This is a genomic window from Halomonas sp. BL6, assembly GCF_006228115.1.
Taxonomy (GTDB): domain Bacteria; phylum Pseudomonadota; class Gammaproteobacteria; order Pseudomonadales; family Halomonadaceae; genus Vreelandella; species Vreelandella piezotolerans.
On record NZ_VDGL01000005.1, the window covers coordinates 47,128 to 65,341 of the forward strand.

16 protein-coding genes are annotated in these 18,214 nt (G+C 59.5%); 7 read left to right on the forward strand and 9 right to left on the reverse strand.

Annotated elements, in window-relative coordinates; translation table 11 throughout:
- The 9 genes from FHJ80_RS11445 to FHJ80_RS11485 form a co-directional block, all read right to left on the reverse strand.
- Complete coding sequence (locus tag FHJ80_RS11445) at positions 1-570, reverse strand: hypothetical protein (RefSeq protein ID WP_139527302.1); 570 nt, start codon at positions 568-570, stop codon at positions 1-3.
- Between the two features lie 44 nt (positions 571-614).
- Positions 615-1,445: a class I SAM-dependent methyltransferase gene (locus FHJ80_RS11450; RefSeq protein WP_139527303.1), complete on the reverse strand. Its 831-nt coding sequence runs from the start codon at positions 1,443-1,445 to the stop codon at positions 615-617.
- Between the two features lie 108 nt (positions 1,446-1,553).
- The gene (locus FHJ80_RS11455) at positions 1,554-3,263 is read right to left on the reverse strand and encodes an AMP-binding protein (protein ID WP_139527304.1); all 1,710 of its coding nucleotides are present in this window, start codon (positions 3,261-3,263) and stop codon (positions 1,554-1,556) included.
- 58 nt (positions 3,264-3,321) lie between these two features.
- On the reverse strand, positions 3,322-4,233 hold the full coding sequence (locus tag FHJ80_RS11460; RefSeq protein ID WP_139527305.1) for a hydroxymethylglutaryl-CoA lyase: 912 nt from the start codon (positions 4,231-4,233) through the stop codon (positions 3,322-3,324).
- Positions 4,234-4,242: 9 nt separating this feature from the next.
- Positions 4,243-6,282 carry an acetyl/propionyl/methylcrotonyl-CoA carboxylase subunit alpha gene (locus FHJ80_RS11465; RefSeq protein WP_139527306.1) on the reverse strand — a complete coding sequence of 680 codons (2,040 nt, stop codon included), beginning with the start codon at positions 6,280-6,282 and terminating at the stop codon, positions 4,243-4,245.
- Entirely contained in the window at positions 6,279-7,103 is an 825-nt protein-coding gene (locus tag FHJ80_RS11470; protein WP_139527307.1) for an enoyl-CoA hydratase/isomerase family protein, read from the reverse strand. Before FHJ80_RS11470 ends, FHJ80_RS11465 begins: the two co-directional genes overlap by 4 nt.
- A gap of 11 nt (positions 7,104-7,114) precedes the next feature.
- Positions 7,115-8,722, reverse strand: coding sequence for a carboxyl transferase domain-containing protein (locus FHJ80_RS11475; RefSeq protein ID WP_139527308.1), 1,608 nt, complete (start codon positions 8,720-8,722; stop codon positions 7,115-7,117).
- 22 nt (positions 8,723-8,744) lie between these two features.
- Positions 8,745-9,914: an isovaleryl-CoA dehydrogenase gene (locus FHJ80_RS11480; RefSeq protein WP_139527309.1), complete on the reverse strand. Its 1,170-nt coding sequence runs from the start codon at positions 9,912-9,914 to the stop codon at positions 8,745-8,747.
- A 73-nt stretch (positions 9,915-9,987) separates the two neighbouring features.
- On the reverse strand, positions 9,988-10,392 hold the full coding sequence (locus FHJ80_RS11485; RefSeq protein ID WP_139527310.1) for a MerR family DNA-binding transcriptional regulator: 405 nt from the start codon (positions 10,390-10,392) through the stop codon (positions 9,988-9,990).
- Between the two features lie 311 nt (positions 10,393-10,703).
- On the opposite strand from FHJ80_RS11485, the gene FHJ80_RS11490 reads away from it, so the two are divergent.
- From FHJ80_RS11490 to FHJ80_RS11520, 7 genes are all read left to right on the forward strand, one after another.
- Entirely contained in the window at positions 10,704-11,489 is a 786-nt protein-coding gene (locus FHJ80_RS11490) for an ABC transporter ATP-binding protein (RefSeq protein WP_139527311.1), read from the forward strand.
- The gene (locus tag FHJ80_RS11495; RefSeq protein ID WP_139527312.1) at positions 11,486-12,235 is read left to right on the forward strand and encodes an ABC transporter ATP-binding protein; all 750 of its coding nucleotides are present in this window, start codon (positions 11,486-11,488) and stop codon (positions 12,233-12,235) included. The genes FHJ80_RS11490 and FHJ80_RS11495 overlap by 4 nt, the downstream gene beginning before the upstream one ends.
- 126 nt (positions 12,236-12,361) lie before the next feature.
- Positions 12,362-13,585 carry an ABC transporter substrate-binding protein gene (locus FHJ80_RS11500; protein ID WP_139527313.1) on the forward strand — a complete coding sequence of 408 codons (1,224 nt, stop codon included), beginning with the start codon at positions 12,362-12,364 and terminating at the stop codon, positions 13,583-13,585.
- 146 nt (positions 13,586-13,731) lie between these two features.
- On the forward strand, positions 13,732-14,619 hold the full coding sequence (locus FHJ80_RS11505; protein ID WP_139527314.1) for a branched-chain amino acid ABC transporter permease: 888 nt from the start codon (positions 13,732-13,734) through the stop codon (positions 14,617-14,619).
- A 2-nt stretch (positions 14,620-14,621) separates the two neighbouring features.
- Positions 14,622-15,629 (forward strand): branched-chain amino acid ABC transporter permease, encoded by a 1,008-nt coding sequence (locus tag FHJ80_RS11510; protein WP_139527315.1) that lies wholly within the window; start codon positions 14,622-14,624, stop codon positions 15,627-15,629.
- A 240-nt stretch (positions 15,630-15,869) separates the two neighbouring features.
- On the forward strand, positions 15,870-17,024 hold the full coding sequence (locus FHJ80_RS11515; protein ID WP_139527316.1) for an acyl-CoA dehydrogenase family protein: 1,155 nt from the start codon (positions 15,870-15,872) through the stop codon (positions 17,022-17,024).
- Positions 17,025-17,071: 47 nt separating this feature from the next.
- Positions 17,072-18,187 carry an enoyl-CoA hydratase/isomerase family protein gene (locus FHJ80_RS11520; protein ID WP_139527317.1) on the forward strand — a complete coding sequence of 372 codons (1,116 nt, stop codon included), beginning with the start codon at positions 17,072-17,074 and terminating at the stop codon, positions 18,185-18,187.
- Positions 18,188-18,214: the final 27 nt, after the last annotated feature.

Sequence of the window (18,214 nt, forward strand, 5' to 3'; positions counted from 1 at the left end):
TTAAAACGGTAGATGCAGCGATGCGCTAAGCATATTGAGGTGGCTGAGCGAGGGGGCATCGATACGCTCGTACTCCAAACGGCTGATAAGACGGTTAACGGTCATGGTGGCACCAAACCCTTGCAGTAGGGCAGTGCCGCCCTCTTCCTCGATGGGCTGGTCGGTGTCGCCGCGCCACTCGGTGAGGCCCGATTTGGCGTAAATGCTGAAAGCACCCATACGAATGCCGGCGACGATGGCGCCACCCAGGCTTAACGTATCCATGATGACCGGATTGGCACTGGAGGCGAGAGGGACTTCATCGCTTTCGCGGTAGGCGATTTCAGCGCCAATGTCTAGCTGGGGAAGCTGCCAGGGGCTGAAGCCAGCGGTGAGCCGAAAACCAGAGGTGTAGCTGTCCAAGCTGCTGAGATCGCTGCCTTCCAACACCACGCCGTTATCGAGGCGCATCCATTCGCTATTGGGGGCTGCATAGGAGAGAGCAGGAGCGTCATCATCGGCCAAGGTGGCTTCTAGGGGTAGGAGCATGCCGAACAGACTCAAGAGCAGGGTGCTTGCCAAGCGGTTCATTGGCGTTCCTCTTGTCCTTTCTCGTTGACGTTATCCCTAACAGCCTAGCAACGGGCGCTGATTTCCACCACGTTAATTGCGCCGTTGGCCAAATTTTCTAGCAAATTTTTTCCCATCTGCACAAACCTCTCACCGAACACCCACTGCGGCGAAAGCACAGCGGCATGCGCTGCCTGCTCTTTTTGCCGCTGGCACTGGCGCCATTCAAGTGCCGTGTCGCTCCAGTCTTCGCAGTGTCGAATATCGAAGCCCGCCGTTTGCAGTCGCTGTGTCAATGCCGCCAACGTCAGCAAATGCGAGTGTGTCGGCTCTTCTGCCCAGGGCACCGGAAAACGCAGTGCCTCGCAGTGAGGGCCGCTGACCACCTCATGCATCACCAGCTGCCCGCCGGGGCGCAGCACGCGGCGACACTCGGCCAGCACGCGGTGGGGGGCAGGCATGTTCATCAGACTGTGTTGAAACAGCACCGCATCGAAGCAGGCATCCCTAAACGGCAGCGCGCGGGCATCGCCCGTCACACAGCGCAGCGTGCCTGCTGATGAAAGGGGAGCGGACGGTTTGGCGGCTAATTGGCTGATAGCGTCGTTAAGGGCGCTGAAGCGGTGGGTAATATCCAGTCCAGTGATATGTAAGCCCAGCGCGGCACCTTGGCGCATTAACCCTCCCAGCCCGGCACCCATATCCAACACCTGTGAGGCGCTATGATCGAGAAGGCCCAATAGCCGGGCAGACGCCGCGATACCACCAACATGCAGCTGATCCAGCGGGGCGAGCTGATGCAGGGTGGGGCCATCGGGGTAGTGGGCGCGCAGTTGGGTGAGAATATCCTGGTCGCGCAGCCCTTGGTGATAATGGTCAGCTAGGGAATTGGGCATGGGACGTCTCGAGTTGGGTCGACGACTGATGAGCAGAGTTGCCTAAACGGGGCTTTCGTCATCTCTGTCGAAAGCCCCGCGCTCAGGGTAGCTGGGTGGGATCGCCTGCTACTTTTCATCGAGTCCCAGTTCTTTGATCGAAATTTCGCGCATCTTGAATTTCTGTATTTTGCCGGTGACGGTCATTGGAAACTCATCGACAAATTTGAAGTAGCGCGGGATCTTGAAGTGAGTGATTTTACCTTTGCAGTAGTCGCGTAACTCTTCACCAGTAATCTCGCCCGCGGTGGCGTTGAGTTTCACCCAGGCGATTAGCTCTTCGCCGTACTTTTTGTCCGGCACGCCGGTGACCTGCACTTCTGAAATGGCTGGGTGTGCGTACAAGAACTCCTCGATCTCTTTCGGGTAGACGTTCTCGCCGCCGCGAATCACCATGTCTTTGATGCGCCCAACGATCTGGATGTAGCCCTCGTTATCCATGGTGGCCAAGTCGCCGGTATGCATCCAGCCCGCTTCATCGATGGCCTCGGCAGTGGCTTTGTCATTGTTCCAATACTTCAGCATCACGCTATAGCCCCGGGTACATAGCTCACCGATTTCTCCGCGAGGCAGAATGCCGCCGTTGCCGGGGTCGACGATCTTGCTCTCCAGGTGGGGCTGGGTGCGGCCCACGGTGGAAACACGTTTGTCGATGGTATCGTTAGCGCCGGTTTGCGTAGAGACCGGGCTGGTTTCGGTCATGCCGTAGGCGATTTGCACGCCCTTCATGTTCATCTTGTTGATGACCTGCTTCATGATCTCCGCCGGGCAAATGGAACCCGCCATGATGCCGGTGCGCAGCGTCGAAAAATCGGTGCTAGCGAAATCCGGGTGTTCGAGCTCGGCGATGAACATGGTGGGCACGCCGTAGAGCGCGGTGGCTTTCTGCTCGTGAACGGCGTTCAGCACTTTACCCGGGTCGAAGCCTTCATCGGGATAGATCATCGCGGCGCCGTGGGTCATGCAGCCCAGATTGCCCATCACCATGCCGAAACAGTGGTAGAGCGGTACTGGAATCACCAAGCGGTCTTCGCTGGTGAAACCCATGCTCTCCGCCACGAAAAAGCCGTTGTTGAGAATGTTGTGGTGCGAAAGCGTAGCGCCTTTGGGGAAGCCGGTGGTGCCCGAGGTGTACTGGATATTGATCGGGTCATCGAACTGCAACGTGGCCTGCAGGTCGTCTACGTCGGTTTGGCTCACGTTGTCGGCTTCGGCAATGAAGTCTGACCAGCGCCACATACCGCTGTGCTTGTCGGCACTCAGGTTGATGATGCACTCCAGTTGCGGCAGTGTCTGCGACTGAAGCTGGCCTTCGGCGCAGCTGCTTAGCTCGGGCGCCAGCTCGAACAGCATCGAGGTGTAATCGGACGTTTTGAACCGGTGGGCGGTGACTAAAAAGCGCGCGCCAGACTGATTGAGCGCGTACTCCAGCTCATGGGTGCGGTACGAGGGATTGATGTTGACCAGGATCGCACCGATTTTGGCGGTAGCGAACTGGGTCAGCGTCCACTCACTACAGTTGGGGGCCCAAATGCCCACGCGGTCGCCTTTTTTGACACCCAGTGCCAGCAGCGCACGCGCACAGCGGTTCACTTCCTGCTGTAGCTCGCGGTAGCTCCAGTGTATGTTTTGGTGTAGCGCAATCAGCGCGTCATTATCGGGATATTGAGCGGCAATTTGGTCGAACTTGTCGCCAATGGTCATGCCCAGAAGCGGCTTGTCAGCCGTGCTGCTGGTGTAGCTGGGCAAACGGCTAGAAGCGGGTGCAGGTGATACCATGATCGATCTCTCCGATATGTTTTTCTTGTCTGAACGGGAAGTGACGCGTTTCTAATTATTAGGGAGTGCGTGAGCTGCCCAGCGCCAGCGCAACTTTGGCGCTGGGCTGGCGCCCCAACTGCCGCGTGATCCAATCGCCGGTGTCGATCACCGACTGAAGATCGATCCCCGTCTCGATGCCTAATCCTTCGAGTAAGTAGAGGACGTCTTCGGTGGCCACGTTGCCAGACGCTCCCTTGGCGTAGGGGCAGCCACCCAAGCCCGCCGTAGCGGCATCGATGACGCTGACGCCTTCTTCCATCACGGCATACAGGTTGGCGATGGCCATCCCGTAGGTATCGTGGAAGTGGGCGGCCAGCTTCTCGATCGGTACCTGCTGGCGGGTCGCGTCGATCATTCGCTTGGCGGCCAGCGGCGTGCCTACGCCTATCGTATCGCCCAGCGAAATCTCGTAGCAGCCCATCTCATAAAGCGCCTTGGCCACTTCCGCGACTTTTTCGGGGGCGATGTGCCCCTCATAAGGACAGCCCAGCACGCAGGAGACGTAGCCGCGCACGCGAATGCCTGCCTCGTTGGCGCGGGCAAGCACCGGTTCGAAGCGCGCTAAAGAGTCGGCAATCGAGCAGTTGATGTTCTTCTGTGAGAACGCTTCCGACGCGGCGCCGAACACCGCGACTTCCTCGACGCCTACCGCCAGGGCGCTCTCGAGCCCTTTGAGGTTAGGCGTTAGCGCCGAATACACCACGCCGGACTGGCGCTGGATACCGTGCATGACCTCGGTGGCATCGCCCATTTGCGGTACCCACTTGGGCGACACGAAACTGGCCGCTTCAATATGACGAATGCCCGCCTTCGCCAGCCGCTCGATCAGCTCGATTTTGGTGCCGGTGGGCACCAGGGTGCCCGGTTCGTTTTGCAGCCCGTCGCGGGGGGACATTTCGAATAGCTTGATGGACGTAGGCAGTGTCATGTTCGGCTCCTATTCGCTGGGGGCAAAGTCGAGTAGCACATCGCCCTGGCCGACGGTATCGCCTGCTTGGAAGTGGAACGTCTCGACGCTGCCATCGGCGGGAGCGGTCATGGTGTGCTCCATTTTCATAGCCTCCATCACCATCAGCGGCATGCCTTTCTCCACCGATATGCCTGGCTCCACCAGCAGTGCCACTACGGTGCCGTGCATGGGGGCGGTGAGGGTGGATTCCGTTTCGTGGTGCCCGTGATCGATGGCATCGATGCGTCGCCAGAACAGGCGGGTTTCGCCGCTAGGTTCGGCCATTACGACGACGTGGTCGTCTTTGCGCGCCTGCAAACGACGGCGGTGGCCGTCGAGCGTGACGGCGACGGCGTCGCCGTCGAGCGGTTGTAGACTGGCGCTCAGCGTACTGTCGCCAATGGTGAGCTGCCACTGAGCCTCCAGGGGCGCGCGCTTTCCTTCGACGACCACGACGGTAGGGTCGCTATCCGGCGCTTGGGCACTCGACGGGTCACACAGTGCGATGCGGATGGTATGCGGCGCATTCAGCCGGAAACCGTCGTGGCGGTCCCAGGGGGAGTCGCTTTCGCACTCTTGGGCGAGCTGGTGCAGGCCAATCAGTGCGGCGCTGGCGTAGTCTTCCGTCGAGAACTGTCGCGGAGCAAACAGGGTGACTTCGTTGCGTTCGATGAATCGCGTATCCAGCTCGACGTTCTTGAAGCCCGGGTGGTTGGCCAAGCGCTGCAGGAAGGCGCGATTGGTCACCACACCCTGCACGTCCAGGGCGGCCAGCGCGCGATTGAGCGTTGCCAGCGCCGCGTCGCGATCCACGCCGTGAACGATGAGCTTGGCGAGCATCGGGTCGTAGTGCATCGACACCGTATCGCCGCTCTCTACGCCGCTGTCCAGGCGTACTTGATCCGCGCCTAGCCCGGCACCTTCCAAGTCCAGCGCAAAGCGGGTCAGCAGACCGGTGGCGGGTAGGAAATCCTGCTCCGGGTCTTCGGCGTAAAGGCGTGCTTCGAAACTGTGGCCGGTAATGGTCAGTTCCTCTTGTCGGCAGGGCAGCGGCTCGCCCATGGCGACTCTTAGCTGCCACTCCACCAGGTCTTGGCCGGTAATCATCTCGGTGACCGGGTGTTCGACCTGTAGGCGGGTGTTCATCTCCATGAAGTAGAACGAGCCGTCGGCGTCTAGCAGGAACTCCACCGTGCCCGCGCCCACGTAGCCAATCTCTTTGGCGGCGCGAACGGCGGCGTCGCCCATGGCGGCGCGCAGTTCAGGTGTCATGCCCGGGGCGGGCGCTTCCTCGATCACTTTTTGATGGCGGCGCTGCACGCTGCAGTCCCGCTCGAAGAGGTAGACGCCGTTGCTGTAGCGGTCGCAGAACACTTGTACTTCCACATGGCGAGGCTGTACCAGATACTTTTCGATCAGCATGCGGTCATCGCCAAACGCGGCTTTCGATTCCCGGCGGCAGCCATCCAGCGCCGCTTTGAAGCCCTCGCCGCTTTCGACGACGCGCATGCCTTTACCACCGCCACCGGCACTGGCTTTGAGCATCACCGGATAGCCGATCTTATCGGCCTCGGAACGCAGTAGTGCATCGTCCTGGTCGTCGCCATGGTAACCGGGCACCAGCGGCACGCCCGCATTCGCCATGCGCGCTTTGGCGGCAGATTTGTCGCCCATGGCGGCAATCGCAGAAGCGGGCGGGCCGACGAAGGTAATGCCCGCTTGCTCCAACGCTTTGACGAAGGTGCCGTTCTCGGAGAGGAAGCCGTAGCCCGGGTGAATGGCGCCGGTACCGGTGCGTTGGGCGGCCTCGATCACCGCGTCAACGTTCAGATAGCTTTCCCGGGCGGCGGCAGGGCCGAGGCGCACGGCTTCATCGGCGTCACGCACGTGGCGGGCGCTGGCGTCCGCATCGGAGTAAACGGCGACGGTCTTCAAGCCCATACGCCGGGCGGTACGCATCACGCGGCAGGCGATTTCGCCGCGGTTAGCCACCAGCAGCGTGTCGAATTTGGTTGGGGTCAACGTCATGAGCGTGGCTCCGCAGCGTGTTTGTGTTCTTCGGGGGACGTCCAGGCGGGGCGGCGCTTGTCGAAAAAGCTGGCGAGGCCCTCTTGGCCCTCGTCGCTCACTCGCAGCTTGGCAATCACCTGGCAGGTGTGCTCACGGGTGGCGTCGCTATCCGGTGCTTGGGCCACGGCGGCCAGCAGCGCTTTTGTTGCCCGCTGCGCTTGGGGAGAGCCCTGCAGCAGCGTGTCGATCATCGCGTCCACGGCGCTATCCAAGGCGTCGGGGTCTACCACTTGGTGGGCTAACCCCAGGGCGAGCGCAGTGGGGGCATCCATGATTTCCGCGCTCAGCGCGTAGCGGCCCGTCTGGCGCGGGCCAAGCGCGCGTTGCACGTAGGGGCTGATCACCGCTGGCGACAGGCCAATCTTGACCTCCGAGAGGCAGAACTTGGCCTTGTTGGAAGCGATGACGATATCGCAGCAGGCGGCCAAGCCCACCGCACCGCCAAACGCCGCCCCCTGTACGCGGCAAACGGTCGGGCAGGGCAGCGTGTCGAGCCCGTGCATCAGCGCCGACAGCTTGCGGGAGTCGGCGAGGTTATCTTCCAGGTCGTAATCGACCATGCGCTTCATCCAATTCAGATCAGCGCCTGCGGAGAAGCTTTTGCCTTCGGAACCGAGCACCATCACCCGAACTTCACCTGAGCTTGCCAAGTCATGCAGCTTTTCCAGGTGTGCGTTGAGTTCGGCAATCAGGCTGTCGTCAAAGGCGTTATGCACCTCTGGGCGGTTTAAGGTGAGCCGCGCCACGCCTGCTTCGATGAGTAAGGTCGAGTAAGCCATGTGTGCGCCCCTTACATCCGGAACACGCCGAAGCGTGTCTCTTTGACTTCCGCATTCATCGCAGCGGCCAGTGACAGCCCCAGCACGTCGCGGGTTTGTAGCGGATCGATCACGCCGTCATCCCACAGGCGGGCGCTGGCGTAGTACGGGTGGCCCTGGTGCTCGTACTGGTCACGGGTAGGCTTCTTGAAGGCCTCTTCATCCTCTTTGCTCCACTCACGGCCTTCGCGCTCGTACTGCTCGCGTTTTACTTGGGAAAGTACCCCCGCCGCCTGTTCGCCACCCATCACCGAAATACGTGCGTTGGGCCACATGAACAGCAGATTGGGGTCATAGGCTCGGCCACACATGCCGTAGTTCCCGGCACCGAAGCTGCCACCAATCAACACGGTGTATTTCGGCACGTTGGCGCAGGCCACGGCGGTGACGAGCTTGGCACCGTGCTTGGCGATGCCTTCGTGCTCGTACTTGGAGCCGACCATGAAGCCGGTGATGTTTTGCAGGAAGACCAGAGGGATCTTGCGCTGAGCGCACAGCTCGATGAAGTGCGCGCCTTTCACGGCGCTTTCCGAAAACAGCACGCCGTTATTGGCCACGATGCCGACCGGGTAGCCGTGGATGTGGGCAAAACCGGTTACTAGCGTGTCGCCGTAGTAGCGTTTGAACTCGTCAAAGTCGGAGCCATCGACGATGCGGCCGATGACTTCGCGCACGTCGTAAGGCTTTTTCAGATCGGTGCCGACGATGCCGTAAAGTTCGGACGGGTCGAGCTTCGGCGGCCTGGGTGGCTGCATGGCCAGCTGGCCGCGTTTTTGCCAGTTCAGCCGCGACACGCAGGCGCGGGCGAGTTGCAGCGCATGGGCGTCGTTTTCGGCGTAGTGGTCGGCTACGCCGCTCACTTTGGCGTGAACGTCCGCCCCGCCCAGGTCTTCTGCACTAATGCTCTCGCCCGTGGCGGCTTTCACCAGCGGCGGGCCGCCCAGGAAAATCGTTCCCTGCTCTTTGACGATGATCGACTCATCCGCCATGGCAGGTACATACGCACCGCCAGCGGTACAGGAACCCATGACCACGGCAATTTGCGGGATGCCTTCGGCGGACATCGTGGCCTGATTGTAGAAAATGCGCCCGAAGTGGTCGCGGTCGGGGAAGACTTCGTCTTGGCGGGGCAGAAAGGCACCGCCAGAATCGACCAGATAGATACACGGCAGGCGGTGCTTGCGGGCGATCTCTTGCGCGCGCAGGTGTTTTTTGACCGTCAGAGGAAAGTAGGTGCCGCCTTTCACGGTGGCGTCGTTGGCCACGATGACGCATTCGACCCCCGAGACGCGGCCAATGCCGGTCACCACGCCAGCGGCCGGCACATCGTCGTCGTAAACGTGGTGGGCGGCCAGCGCAGAAAATTCCAAAAACGGCGAGCCTTCGTCAATCAAGTGGTCGATGCGATCACGTACGAACAGCTTGCCACGGCTCTCATGGCGGGCACGCGCCTTCTCACCGCCGCCTTGCGCAATGGCGGCGGTGAGATCGCGCAGTTGGTGGACTTCGCCGCGCATGGCGGCGTCGTTGGCTTGAAACGCATCGCTGCGCGGGTTGATCTGTGTCGAGAGTGTGCTCATAGCCCGGCCCCGGTTATTATTGTTAAAGACTTTCGCTAAACAGTTCGCGGCCAATCAGCATCCGACGGATTTCGCTCGTACCAGCGCCAATCTCATACAGCTTCGCGTCGCGCAGCAGGCGGCCGGTGGGGTACTCGTTGATATATCCATTGCCGCCCAGTAGCTGAATGGCGTCCAGCGCGACCTGGGTGGCTTTTTCGGCACAGTAAAGAATGACGCCAGCGGCATCCTTGCGTGAGGTTTGCCCACGGTCGCAGGCGGCGGCGACGGCGTATAAATACGCCCGGCAGGCGTTTAGGGTAGTGTACATGTCGGCCACTTTGCCCTGCACCAGCTGGAACTCACCGATAGACTGGTTGAACTGCTTACGCTCATGGATGTAGGGAATGACCACATCCATGGCAGCCTGCATGATGCCGATGGGGCCTGCCGCCAGGACGGCACGCTCGTAATCCAAGCCGCTCATCAAGACGCGAACGCCTTTGCCGACTTCACCTAGCACGTTTTCGGCGGGCACGCGGCAATCTTGGAAGACCAGCTCGCAGGTGTTGGAGCCCCGCATACCCAGCTTGTCGAGTTTCTGGGCAGTCGAGAAGCCCGGCATCCCTTTTTCGATGATGAAGGCCGTAATCCCTTTGGAGCCAGCATCCGGATCGGTTTTGGCGTAGACCACCAGCACGTCGGCATCCGGCCCGTTGGTGATCCACATTTTGTTGCCGTTGAGCACGTAGTGGTCGCCATCTTCTTTGGCGCGAAGCTGCATGGACACCACGTCGGAACCGGCACCCGGCTCTGACATGGCCAGCGCACCTACGTGGTCACCGCTGATCAGCTTGGGCAGGTATTTGGCTTTCTGTTCGGCTGAGGCGTTGATCTTGAGTTGGTTGACGCACAGGTTGGAGTGCGCGCCATAAGAAAGGGCCACCGAGGCGCTGGCGCGGGAGATCTCTTCCATGGCAATGCAGTGGGCTAGATAACCCATGCCGCTGCCGCCATCCTCTTCCGGAACCGTAATGCCCAGTAGCCCCATATCTCCGAACTTCTTCCACAAATCGCTTGGAAATTCGTTGTTCTGATCGATCTCCGCGGCGCGAGGAGCGATTTCGCTGGCGGCAAAGGCGTTGACCTGCTCACGCAGCATGTTGAGCTCGTCGTCGAGGCCGAAATTGAGTTCTGTATAGTGGGAAAACATGGTCAATCACCTTGTCGTTGATTGTTAATGGTCGATGGTTAGCAGGTCGTTGGTTTGCGCGTTGCGTTTGCCGTCATTTCGAGGTGGCCGGATGCTTCTCGTTGAGCTCTTCCAGGGCCTGTCGGCAGCGGATCTCCGCACTCTCGAGCTCTAGCTGCACCATCGTGATGTCTTTCATCTGTTGCTCTAGCGCCGCTTTACGCTCGCTGATCTTACTCAGCATCAGGTGCAACTGTTTTTCACTGCCGCTGCGGGTTTCGTCCCACAGTTCGAACAGCTCACGAATCTCTGCCAGCGAGAACCCCAGCCGTTTGCCGCGAAGCGTCAGCTTCAGCCGTACACGATCTTTGCTGCTGTAGATGCGTGTCTGGCCGCGGCGGGTGGGGTGCAGCAACTCTTGATCTTCGTAAAAGCGAATGCTGCGCGTGGTGACATCGAATTCACTGGCTAGCTCGCTGATCGAGTAGGTCTTGCTCATGATCGTTATTCTCGTCGATAGGGGAATGTCCCTATGGAACACTGACCATGAGGCTAAAACAAGTTTACGTTAACGTAAAGCTGACCTTGGCAGCGGGTGCGTAACGCTGAATTTTTATAACTCGTTGTTAAGTAAGAAATATAGTGTTTTATTTGGATGCGCCAGCATGGTGCGTAGACCAAAGTTGTAATTGTAATACCCACTGAGAGGTTGCTAGTTTGCAGCTACACCTTACGTTCAGGTAAGGATGCGTTGCTGGCTAACGAGTTTCGCTTCCCACCGTACAAGAACAACAAGAGGCGTATTACCTCATGCGTGCAGACGAAGTGACCAAGGGGCCAGTGCTCGAAACACGAGGGCTGACCAAGGAGTTTCGCGGCTTCACCGCCGTGGATAACGTTAACCTGCAAGTGCAGGAAGGGCATATCCACGCGTTGATTGGCCCTAATGGGGCAGGAAAAACCACGGTGTTCAACCTGCTCACCAAGTTTCTCCCCCCTACACGGGGTGACATTCTCTATCGCGGCCAATCCATCACTAGCAAAAAATCCAACGAAATCGCCCAGCTGGGCTTGGTACGTTCGTTCCAAATTTCGGCGGTGTTTGCCCATATGACCGCGCTAGAAAACGTTCGCGTGGCGCTTCAGCGCCAGCTGGGCACCTCCTTCCATTTCTGGAAATCGGAAAAGTCGCTGGATCACCTCAACGACCGCGCTCTGGCGCTGCTCGATGAAGTAGGCTTGCGCGAATACGCCGATACGCTCACCGTCGAAATGCCCTATGGCCGCAAACGCGCGCTGGAAGTAGCGACGACGTTGGCCCTGGACCCCAGCATGATGCTGCTGGACGAACCCACTCAGGGGATGGGCGCCGAAGACGTCGATCGCATCGTGGCACTGATCAAGCGAGTCTCCCAAGGCCGTACGGTGCTGATGGTCGAGCACAACTTGAGCGTGGTCAGCCGGCTGTGTGATCGCATTACCGTGCTGGCGCGGGGGGCGGTGTTGGCAGAGGGCGACTACGACAGGGTGTCGCGTAACCCCTTGGTGCGTGAAGCCTATATGGGCAGCGAAGCAGCAGAGGAGGCGACTGCATGAACACCGCTGAAGCTCTCGACTATCAAGATGCGCCCGACAATCAAAGCTTGGAAATGCTGCGCGTGCAGGACCTGCACGCCTTCTACGGCGAGTCGCACATTCTGCACGGCGTGAATTTTGACGTGAAGCGGGGTGAGCTGGTCACTTTGCTGGGCCGCAACGGCGCAGGGCGTAGTACCACGCTCAAAGCGATCATGAACATGGTGGGTCGACGCACGGGGTCGATCGTCATCAATGGCAACGAAACGCTACGCATGAAGCCGCACCACATTCCTCGGTTAGGTATTGGCTACTGCCCGGAAGAGCGCGGCATTTTCGCAAGCTTGGACGTGCATGAAAACCTGCTTCTACCGCCCACCGTGCGTTCCGGCGGTATGAGCCTAGACGAAATTTACGCCATGTTCCCCAATCTCTATGAGCGCCGTAGAAGCCAGGGCACGCGGCTCTCAGGCGGCGAGCAGCAGATGCTGGCCATGGCACGTATTCTGCGTACCGGCGCACGTTTACTACTGCTCGATGAGATCACCGAGGGATTGGCCCCGGTCATCGTGCAGAAGCTGGGCGAGGTACTGGTGCAGTTGAAGGAGCGCGGTATGACCATCGTGCTGGTCGAGCAAAACTTCCGCTTTGCCGCGCCGCTGGCCGATCGCCACTTCGTGATGGACCACGGTCAAATCGTCGAAGAGATCACGGCAGAGCAGTTGCCGTCACGGCGGGAACACTTGAACAGCATGCTGGGGGTATGAATCGCACACTATCTAAACGGTAAGTACGGCCTTAAAAACAACAAACGCAGCACAGATGCTCCACACATCAACGCTTTAGAACGTCCGCATCATAAAAACAAAGGCCCTCGGGGCCAGGAGACGAACATGACCTTTATGAAAAAAACGCTGGCCGCCAGCATCGCCGTTGCCGCTGCCTCTAGCATGGCGATTTCGACCGCTCAAGCCGAGATCAGCGATGGCGAGGTACGTATTGGCTATTTGGCCGATATGTCCGGCACCTATCGCGATCTGGCAGGCCCAGGCGGTCAAACCGCCATGGAAATGGCGGTGGCCGATTTTGGCGGTAGCGTGAACGGCTCGCCGATCGTGGTGTTTAGTGCCGATGACCGTAACAGCGCCGACGTAGGGGCCAACACCGTGCGCGAGTGGATCGATCAGCGCAACGTCGATATGGTCGGCGGCCTGGTGGCCTCATCGGTTTCCATTGCCGTGACCAAGGTGCTGGAAGAGAACGACGGTCTGGGTATCGTCTCTGGCTCGGCAGCATCCAGTATTACCAATGAACACTGCACCCCGAACCACATTCATTGGGTATACGACACCTATCCGCTGGCCAACGGTACGGCGAAAGCCGTCGTCGAGCAGGGCGGCGATAGCTGGTTCCTACTGACCGCTGACTACGCCTTCGGGCATGCGCTGGAAGCCGACGTGACCAGCGTGGTCGAGGCCAACGGCGGCGAAATCGTCGGTGGCGTGCGTCATCCGTTCCCCACCAGTGATTTCTCCTCCTATATTCTTCAGGCACAAGGTTCTGGCGCGAAAATCGTGGGTCTCGCCAACGCCGGAGCCGACACGGTCAACGCCATTACCACCGCCAGCCAGTTCGGCTTGACCCAAAGCGGCCAGCAGCTTGCGGGCCTGCTGATCTTCTTGAACGACGTGCACGCGCTGGGCCTGGAGGCCACCCAAGGTCTGCTGCTGACCACCGGTTGGTACTGGGATATGGATGACGAGGCGCGCGCGTGGTCCGAGCGTTACTTCGAAGAGACCGGACGCATGCCCACCATGGTGCAAGCCGGTATCTACTCCAGCACCATGCACTACCTGAAAGCCGTGGAAGCCGCAGGGACAGATGACCCCGAAACCGTGCGCGCCAAAATGGCCGAAGAGCCGATCAACGACTTCTTCGCCCGTAACGGCAGCATCCGTGAAGATGGCCGCATGATCCATGACATGTACCTCGCTCAAGTCAAAACGCCGGAAGAGTCCACCGGCGAATGGGATCTTTACGAAATCCTGAGCACTATCCCTGCCGCAGAAGCCTACCGTCCGCTATCAGAAAGTCAGTGCTCGCTGGTGCAAAACTGAGGGGCTAAACGCCGCGAGTCAGGGTGTTGGTCGCCTTGGCTCGCCGCCAAGCAAGCCGTAACGGCGTAATGAAAAGGCGTTATTCACTATAAATGCGCTGGGGCGGCCCGCTGGGCTGCCCGCTTAGCGGCGAGGAGAGTCATACCATGACGATGATATTCGGCGTGCCAATGGCCGTGTTCATGGGCCAGCTAACGCTTGGGCTCGTGAACGGTGCCTTTTACGCACTGCTTAGTTTGGGCCTGGCGGTCATCTTCGGCCTACTGAAGATCGTCAACTTTGCCCACGGGGCGCAGTACATGCTGGGCGCCTTTGCCGCGCTGCTGGGCTTTCGTTATCTGGGCATCAATTATTGGCTAGCTCTGATTTTGGTGCCGCTGGTGGTGGGCGGTTTTGGCATGCTGATGGAACGTTTTCTGCTGCGTCGCATTGCTCACTTGGACCACCTTTACGGACTACTGCTGACCTTCGGGTTAGCGCTGATTTTCGAAGGCACGCTGATCAACTTTTTCGGCGTTTCTGGAGCGCGTTACGCCACCCCCGAGATTCTGCAGGGCGGCCTGAACCTGGGCTTCATGTTCCTGCCGACCTACCGCGCATGGGTATTGGTAGCGGCGCTTGCTATGTGTCTTTTCACCTGGTTCATGATCGAGCGTACCCGTTTGGGCGCTTACCTGCGGGCGGGTACCGAAAACTCCCAGCTCATGCAGGCGTTTGGCGTGAACGTACCGCTGCTGATTACGTTGACCTACGGGTTCGGGGTTGGGCTTGCCGCCTTTGCAGGCGTGCTGGCGGCACCGCTGTACCCGGTGTCGCCCACCATGGGATCTAGCCTGCTGATCGTGGTGTTTGCCGTGGTGGTGATTGGCGGTATGGGCTCGATCTTAGGCGCTATTTTGACGGGGTTGGGTATGGGGATCATCGAAGGGCTGACCAAGGTGTACTACCCCGAAGCCTCTAACACCGTGATCTTTTTGGTCATGATCTTGGTGCTCATGTTACGCCCCGCTGGGCTGTTCGGTAAGGAGGCTTAACCATGACAACCACGTCTTCCTCTTCATCTTCGGCCACGTCGCTGCCCTCGGCAGTGCAGGAGCGCCAGCGGCGCGCCAAACTCCGCCGCAATATGTTTTATCTGGCGCTGTTGGTAGTGGGGTTGGTTGCGCCCTTCGTAGCGTACCCGGTCTTTTTGATGAAGATTTTCTGTTTTGCGCTGTTTGCTTGCGCTTTCAATCTGCTGTTGGGCTATGCTGGGCTGCTCTCGTTTGGCCATGCGGCCTTCTTGGCGACCGGTGGCTATGTGACGGGCTATCTACTGGCCAGCTATCCAGGCCTCACGCCCGAACTGGGTATTCTCGCAGGCACGGCGATGGCGACGCTGCTGGGGGCGCTGTTTGGCGTGCTCTCCATTCGTCGTCAGGGCATCTACTTTGCCATGGTGACGCTGGCACTTGCACAGCTGATGTTCTTCGTGTTCGTGCAGTCGTCGTTTACCGGTGGGGAAGATGGCCTGCACGGCGTGCCGAGAGGGCATCTGTTCGGGATGCTCGACCTGAGCAGTAACCTCGCCATGTACTACTTCGTGTTTGCAGTTTTCGTGTTTGGCTTTGCCGTCATTCAGCGCGCCGTTCACTCCCCCTTTGGGCAAGTTCTGAAAGCCATTCGTGAAAACGAGCCGCGTGCCGTGTCGCTGGGCTATAACGTGGATGCCTACAAGCTGTTGGCATTCGTGCTCTCGGCCGCGCTCGCGGGTTTGGCGGGTTCCACCAAGACCGTGGTGTTCCAGTTGGCCTCGCTCACTGATGCCCACTGGCATATGTCGGGCGAAGTCATTTTGATGACGCTGCTGGGCGGCGTCGGCACGCTGCTCGGTCCTCTAATGGGAGCGGGGCTGGTGGTCAGCTTACAGCACCTGCTGGCGCAGTCGCCGCTAGGTAACTGGGTGAGTGTGATTCTCGGCATCATCTTCGTGATATGCGTACTCAGCTTTCGTAGCGGCATCGTTGGCGAGCTGGCCAAGATGTACCGCAAGAACTTCAAATGATCGATTCCCGTTAACCGCGTCTGTCCGTGGATTGGGTGCCTTTGGGCACCCTTTTTTCTGCCTGATCGGAAGCGTTGGTCACCTTCTACGCCAAAGGTATTGGGGGATTGGGTTGCGCCGCACAAGCTAAAAATATAAGTTAACGTAAACGTCAACATTGCCAATAATGACAACAACCGTGTGTGACTGTCCCACTGCCTCAAAAGGGCGCAGGCCACCCACGCGCTGTGGAGATACGCCATGAATTTCGAGCTAAGTGAAGACCAGGTCGCCTTTTCCGATATGGCCCGAGCGTTCGCTCAGAACGAGCTAGAGCCCCACGCCGCCGAATGGGACGCAGAATCTTTTTTCCCCGTCGATGTGATTCGTAAAGCAGGGGAGTTGGGCTTTTGCTCGCTCTACGCCCCGGAAAGCGTCGGTGGGCTGGGACTTTCACGGCTGGATGCCAGCATCATTTTCGAGCAGCTCTCGATGGGCTGCACTTCCACTACCGCGTACCTCACCATCCATAACATGGTGACCTGGATGCTGGCCGATTTCGGCACGCCGGATGCCGTAGCGCAGTGGGGCGAAAAGCTGGCGACGGGTGAGCTATTGGGCTCCTACTGTCTGACCGAGCCCAATTCAGGGTCCGATGCAGCATCCCTCAAAACCACCGCAAAGCGCGATGGTGAACACTATGTGTTGAACGGCAGCAAGATGTTCATTTCCGGGGCGGGCAGTACAGACTTCCTGGTGGTGATGGCGCGGACCGGCGGTGAAGGCCCCGGCGGCGTTTCCGCCTTTGCGGTGGATGCCAAGAGCGAGGGCATCAGCTACGGCCGTAAAGAGGACAAGATGGGCTGGAATAGCCAGCCCACCCGTATGATTACCTTCGAAGACGTGCGCGTCCCCGCTAACCACCTGCTGGGTAACGAAGGTGACGGTTTCAAAATCGCCATGAAGGGGCTGGACGGCGGGCGTATCAACATTGCCACCTGTTCCATCGGCACGGCCCAGCAGGCGCTGAATAAAGCCCGCGAGTACATGCTCGAGCGCAAGCAGTTCGGCAAGCGTTTGGCCGATTTTCAGGCCCTGCAGTTTCGCCTGGCCGATATGGTCACCGAGCTCGTCGCCGCCCGTCAGCTAGTGCGCATGGCCGCCACCAAGCTGGATGCGGGTCACCCGGATGCCACCACTTATTGCGCCATGGCCAAACGCTTCGCGACGGACGTGGGCTTCAAAGTATGCGATGAAGCGCTGCAGCTCTACGGTGGCAATGGCTACATCAAGGAGTACCCAATGGAGCGCTACGTGCGCGATACCCGCGTACACCGTATTCTGGAAGGCACCAACGAAATCATGCGGCTGATCATTTCCCGCCGCGTATTGGCCGACGGTGCCGCCGAGCTATAGTCGCCGGGGCACTTGCCACCGAGCCCCTTTCATAACAAGGACAAACGATGAGTTGCGTACTGTTTGAAGAGCACACCACCCAAGATGGCCATGTGATTGGCGAGATCACCTTGAACGCCGAGCGCTCGCTCAACGCGCTGACGTTGGACATGATCGAAGAGATCCTACCGCGCCTGAGTCAGTGGCAATCTGACGATCGGGTCGTGGCCGTGCTGCTGGATAGCGCCGGTGAGAAAGCCTTCTGCGCCGGTGGCGATGTGGTCAATCTCTACAAAGCCATTCAAGGCGAGGGGGCCGCCGATTTCCCCGAGCGCTTCTTCGAGAACGAATACCGTCTGGATTATCAGCTCCATACGTTTCCCAAACCGGTGATTTGCTGGGGCAACGGCATCGTGATGGGCGGCGGCATGGGGTTACTCAGCGGCAGCAGCCACCGCATCGTCACCGAAACCTCGCGGCTGGCCATGCCGGAAGTCACCATTGGGCTATACCCCGACGTGGGGGCGAGCTGGTTCCTCAACCGTTTGCCGGGCGGTGCCGGGCGGTTTTTGGCGATGACCGGCGGGCAAATCAACGCACCGGACGCGGTTCATTTAGGCCTGGCCGACCGCGCCATTGCCAGCCACCACCGTGGCGCATTGGCTGAAAAGCTGTTGGCCGCTAACTGGGGCGAGGGTGCAGACACCGACGCCCACGGCGTGGTGAACCGCGTGTTACGCGAGCTTGAGCAAGCCTCCCAAAACGTCTTTGCGGAGATGGAAGCGCCGGTTTACAAGTCTGCTTCCATGATTCGTGAGCTAATGGACCACGACACCGTCGAGCAGATGGTCGAGGCCGTATTGGCCGTTCAGACCGACGACCAGTGGTTCAGCAAAGCGCAAAAAACCTTGGCCCACGGCAGTCCCGTGTCGGTCAAACTGATCTACGAGCAGCTCAGCCGCGCCAAACACATGTCGTTGGCGGAAGTCTTCCAATTCGAGCTGGCGCTTTCGGTGCAGTGCTGCCGCCACCGAGAGTTCCCCGAAGGGGTGCGCGCGCTGCTGGTGGATAAAGACGGTCAGCCAAGCTGGACCTATCCGGATGTGGCCTCGGTCGAACCTACTTTCATCGACGAGTTGCTGGCATCGCCTTGGGATACCAACCCGCTGGCAGACTTGGCATAACGTACCCTCATGCACCGCACATGACAC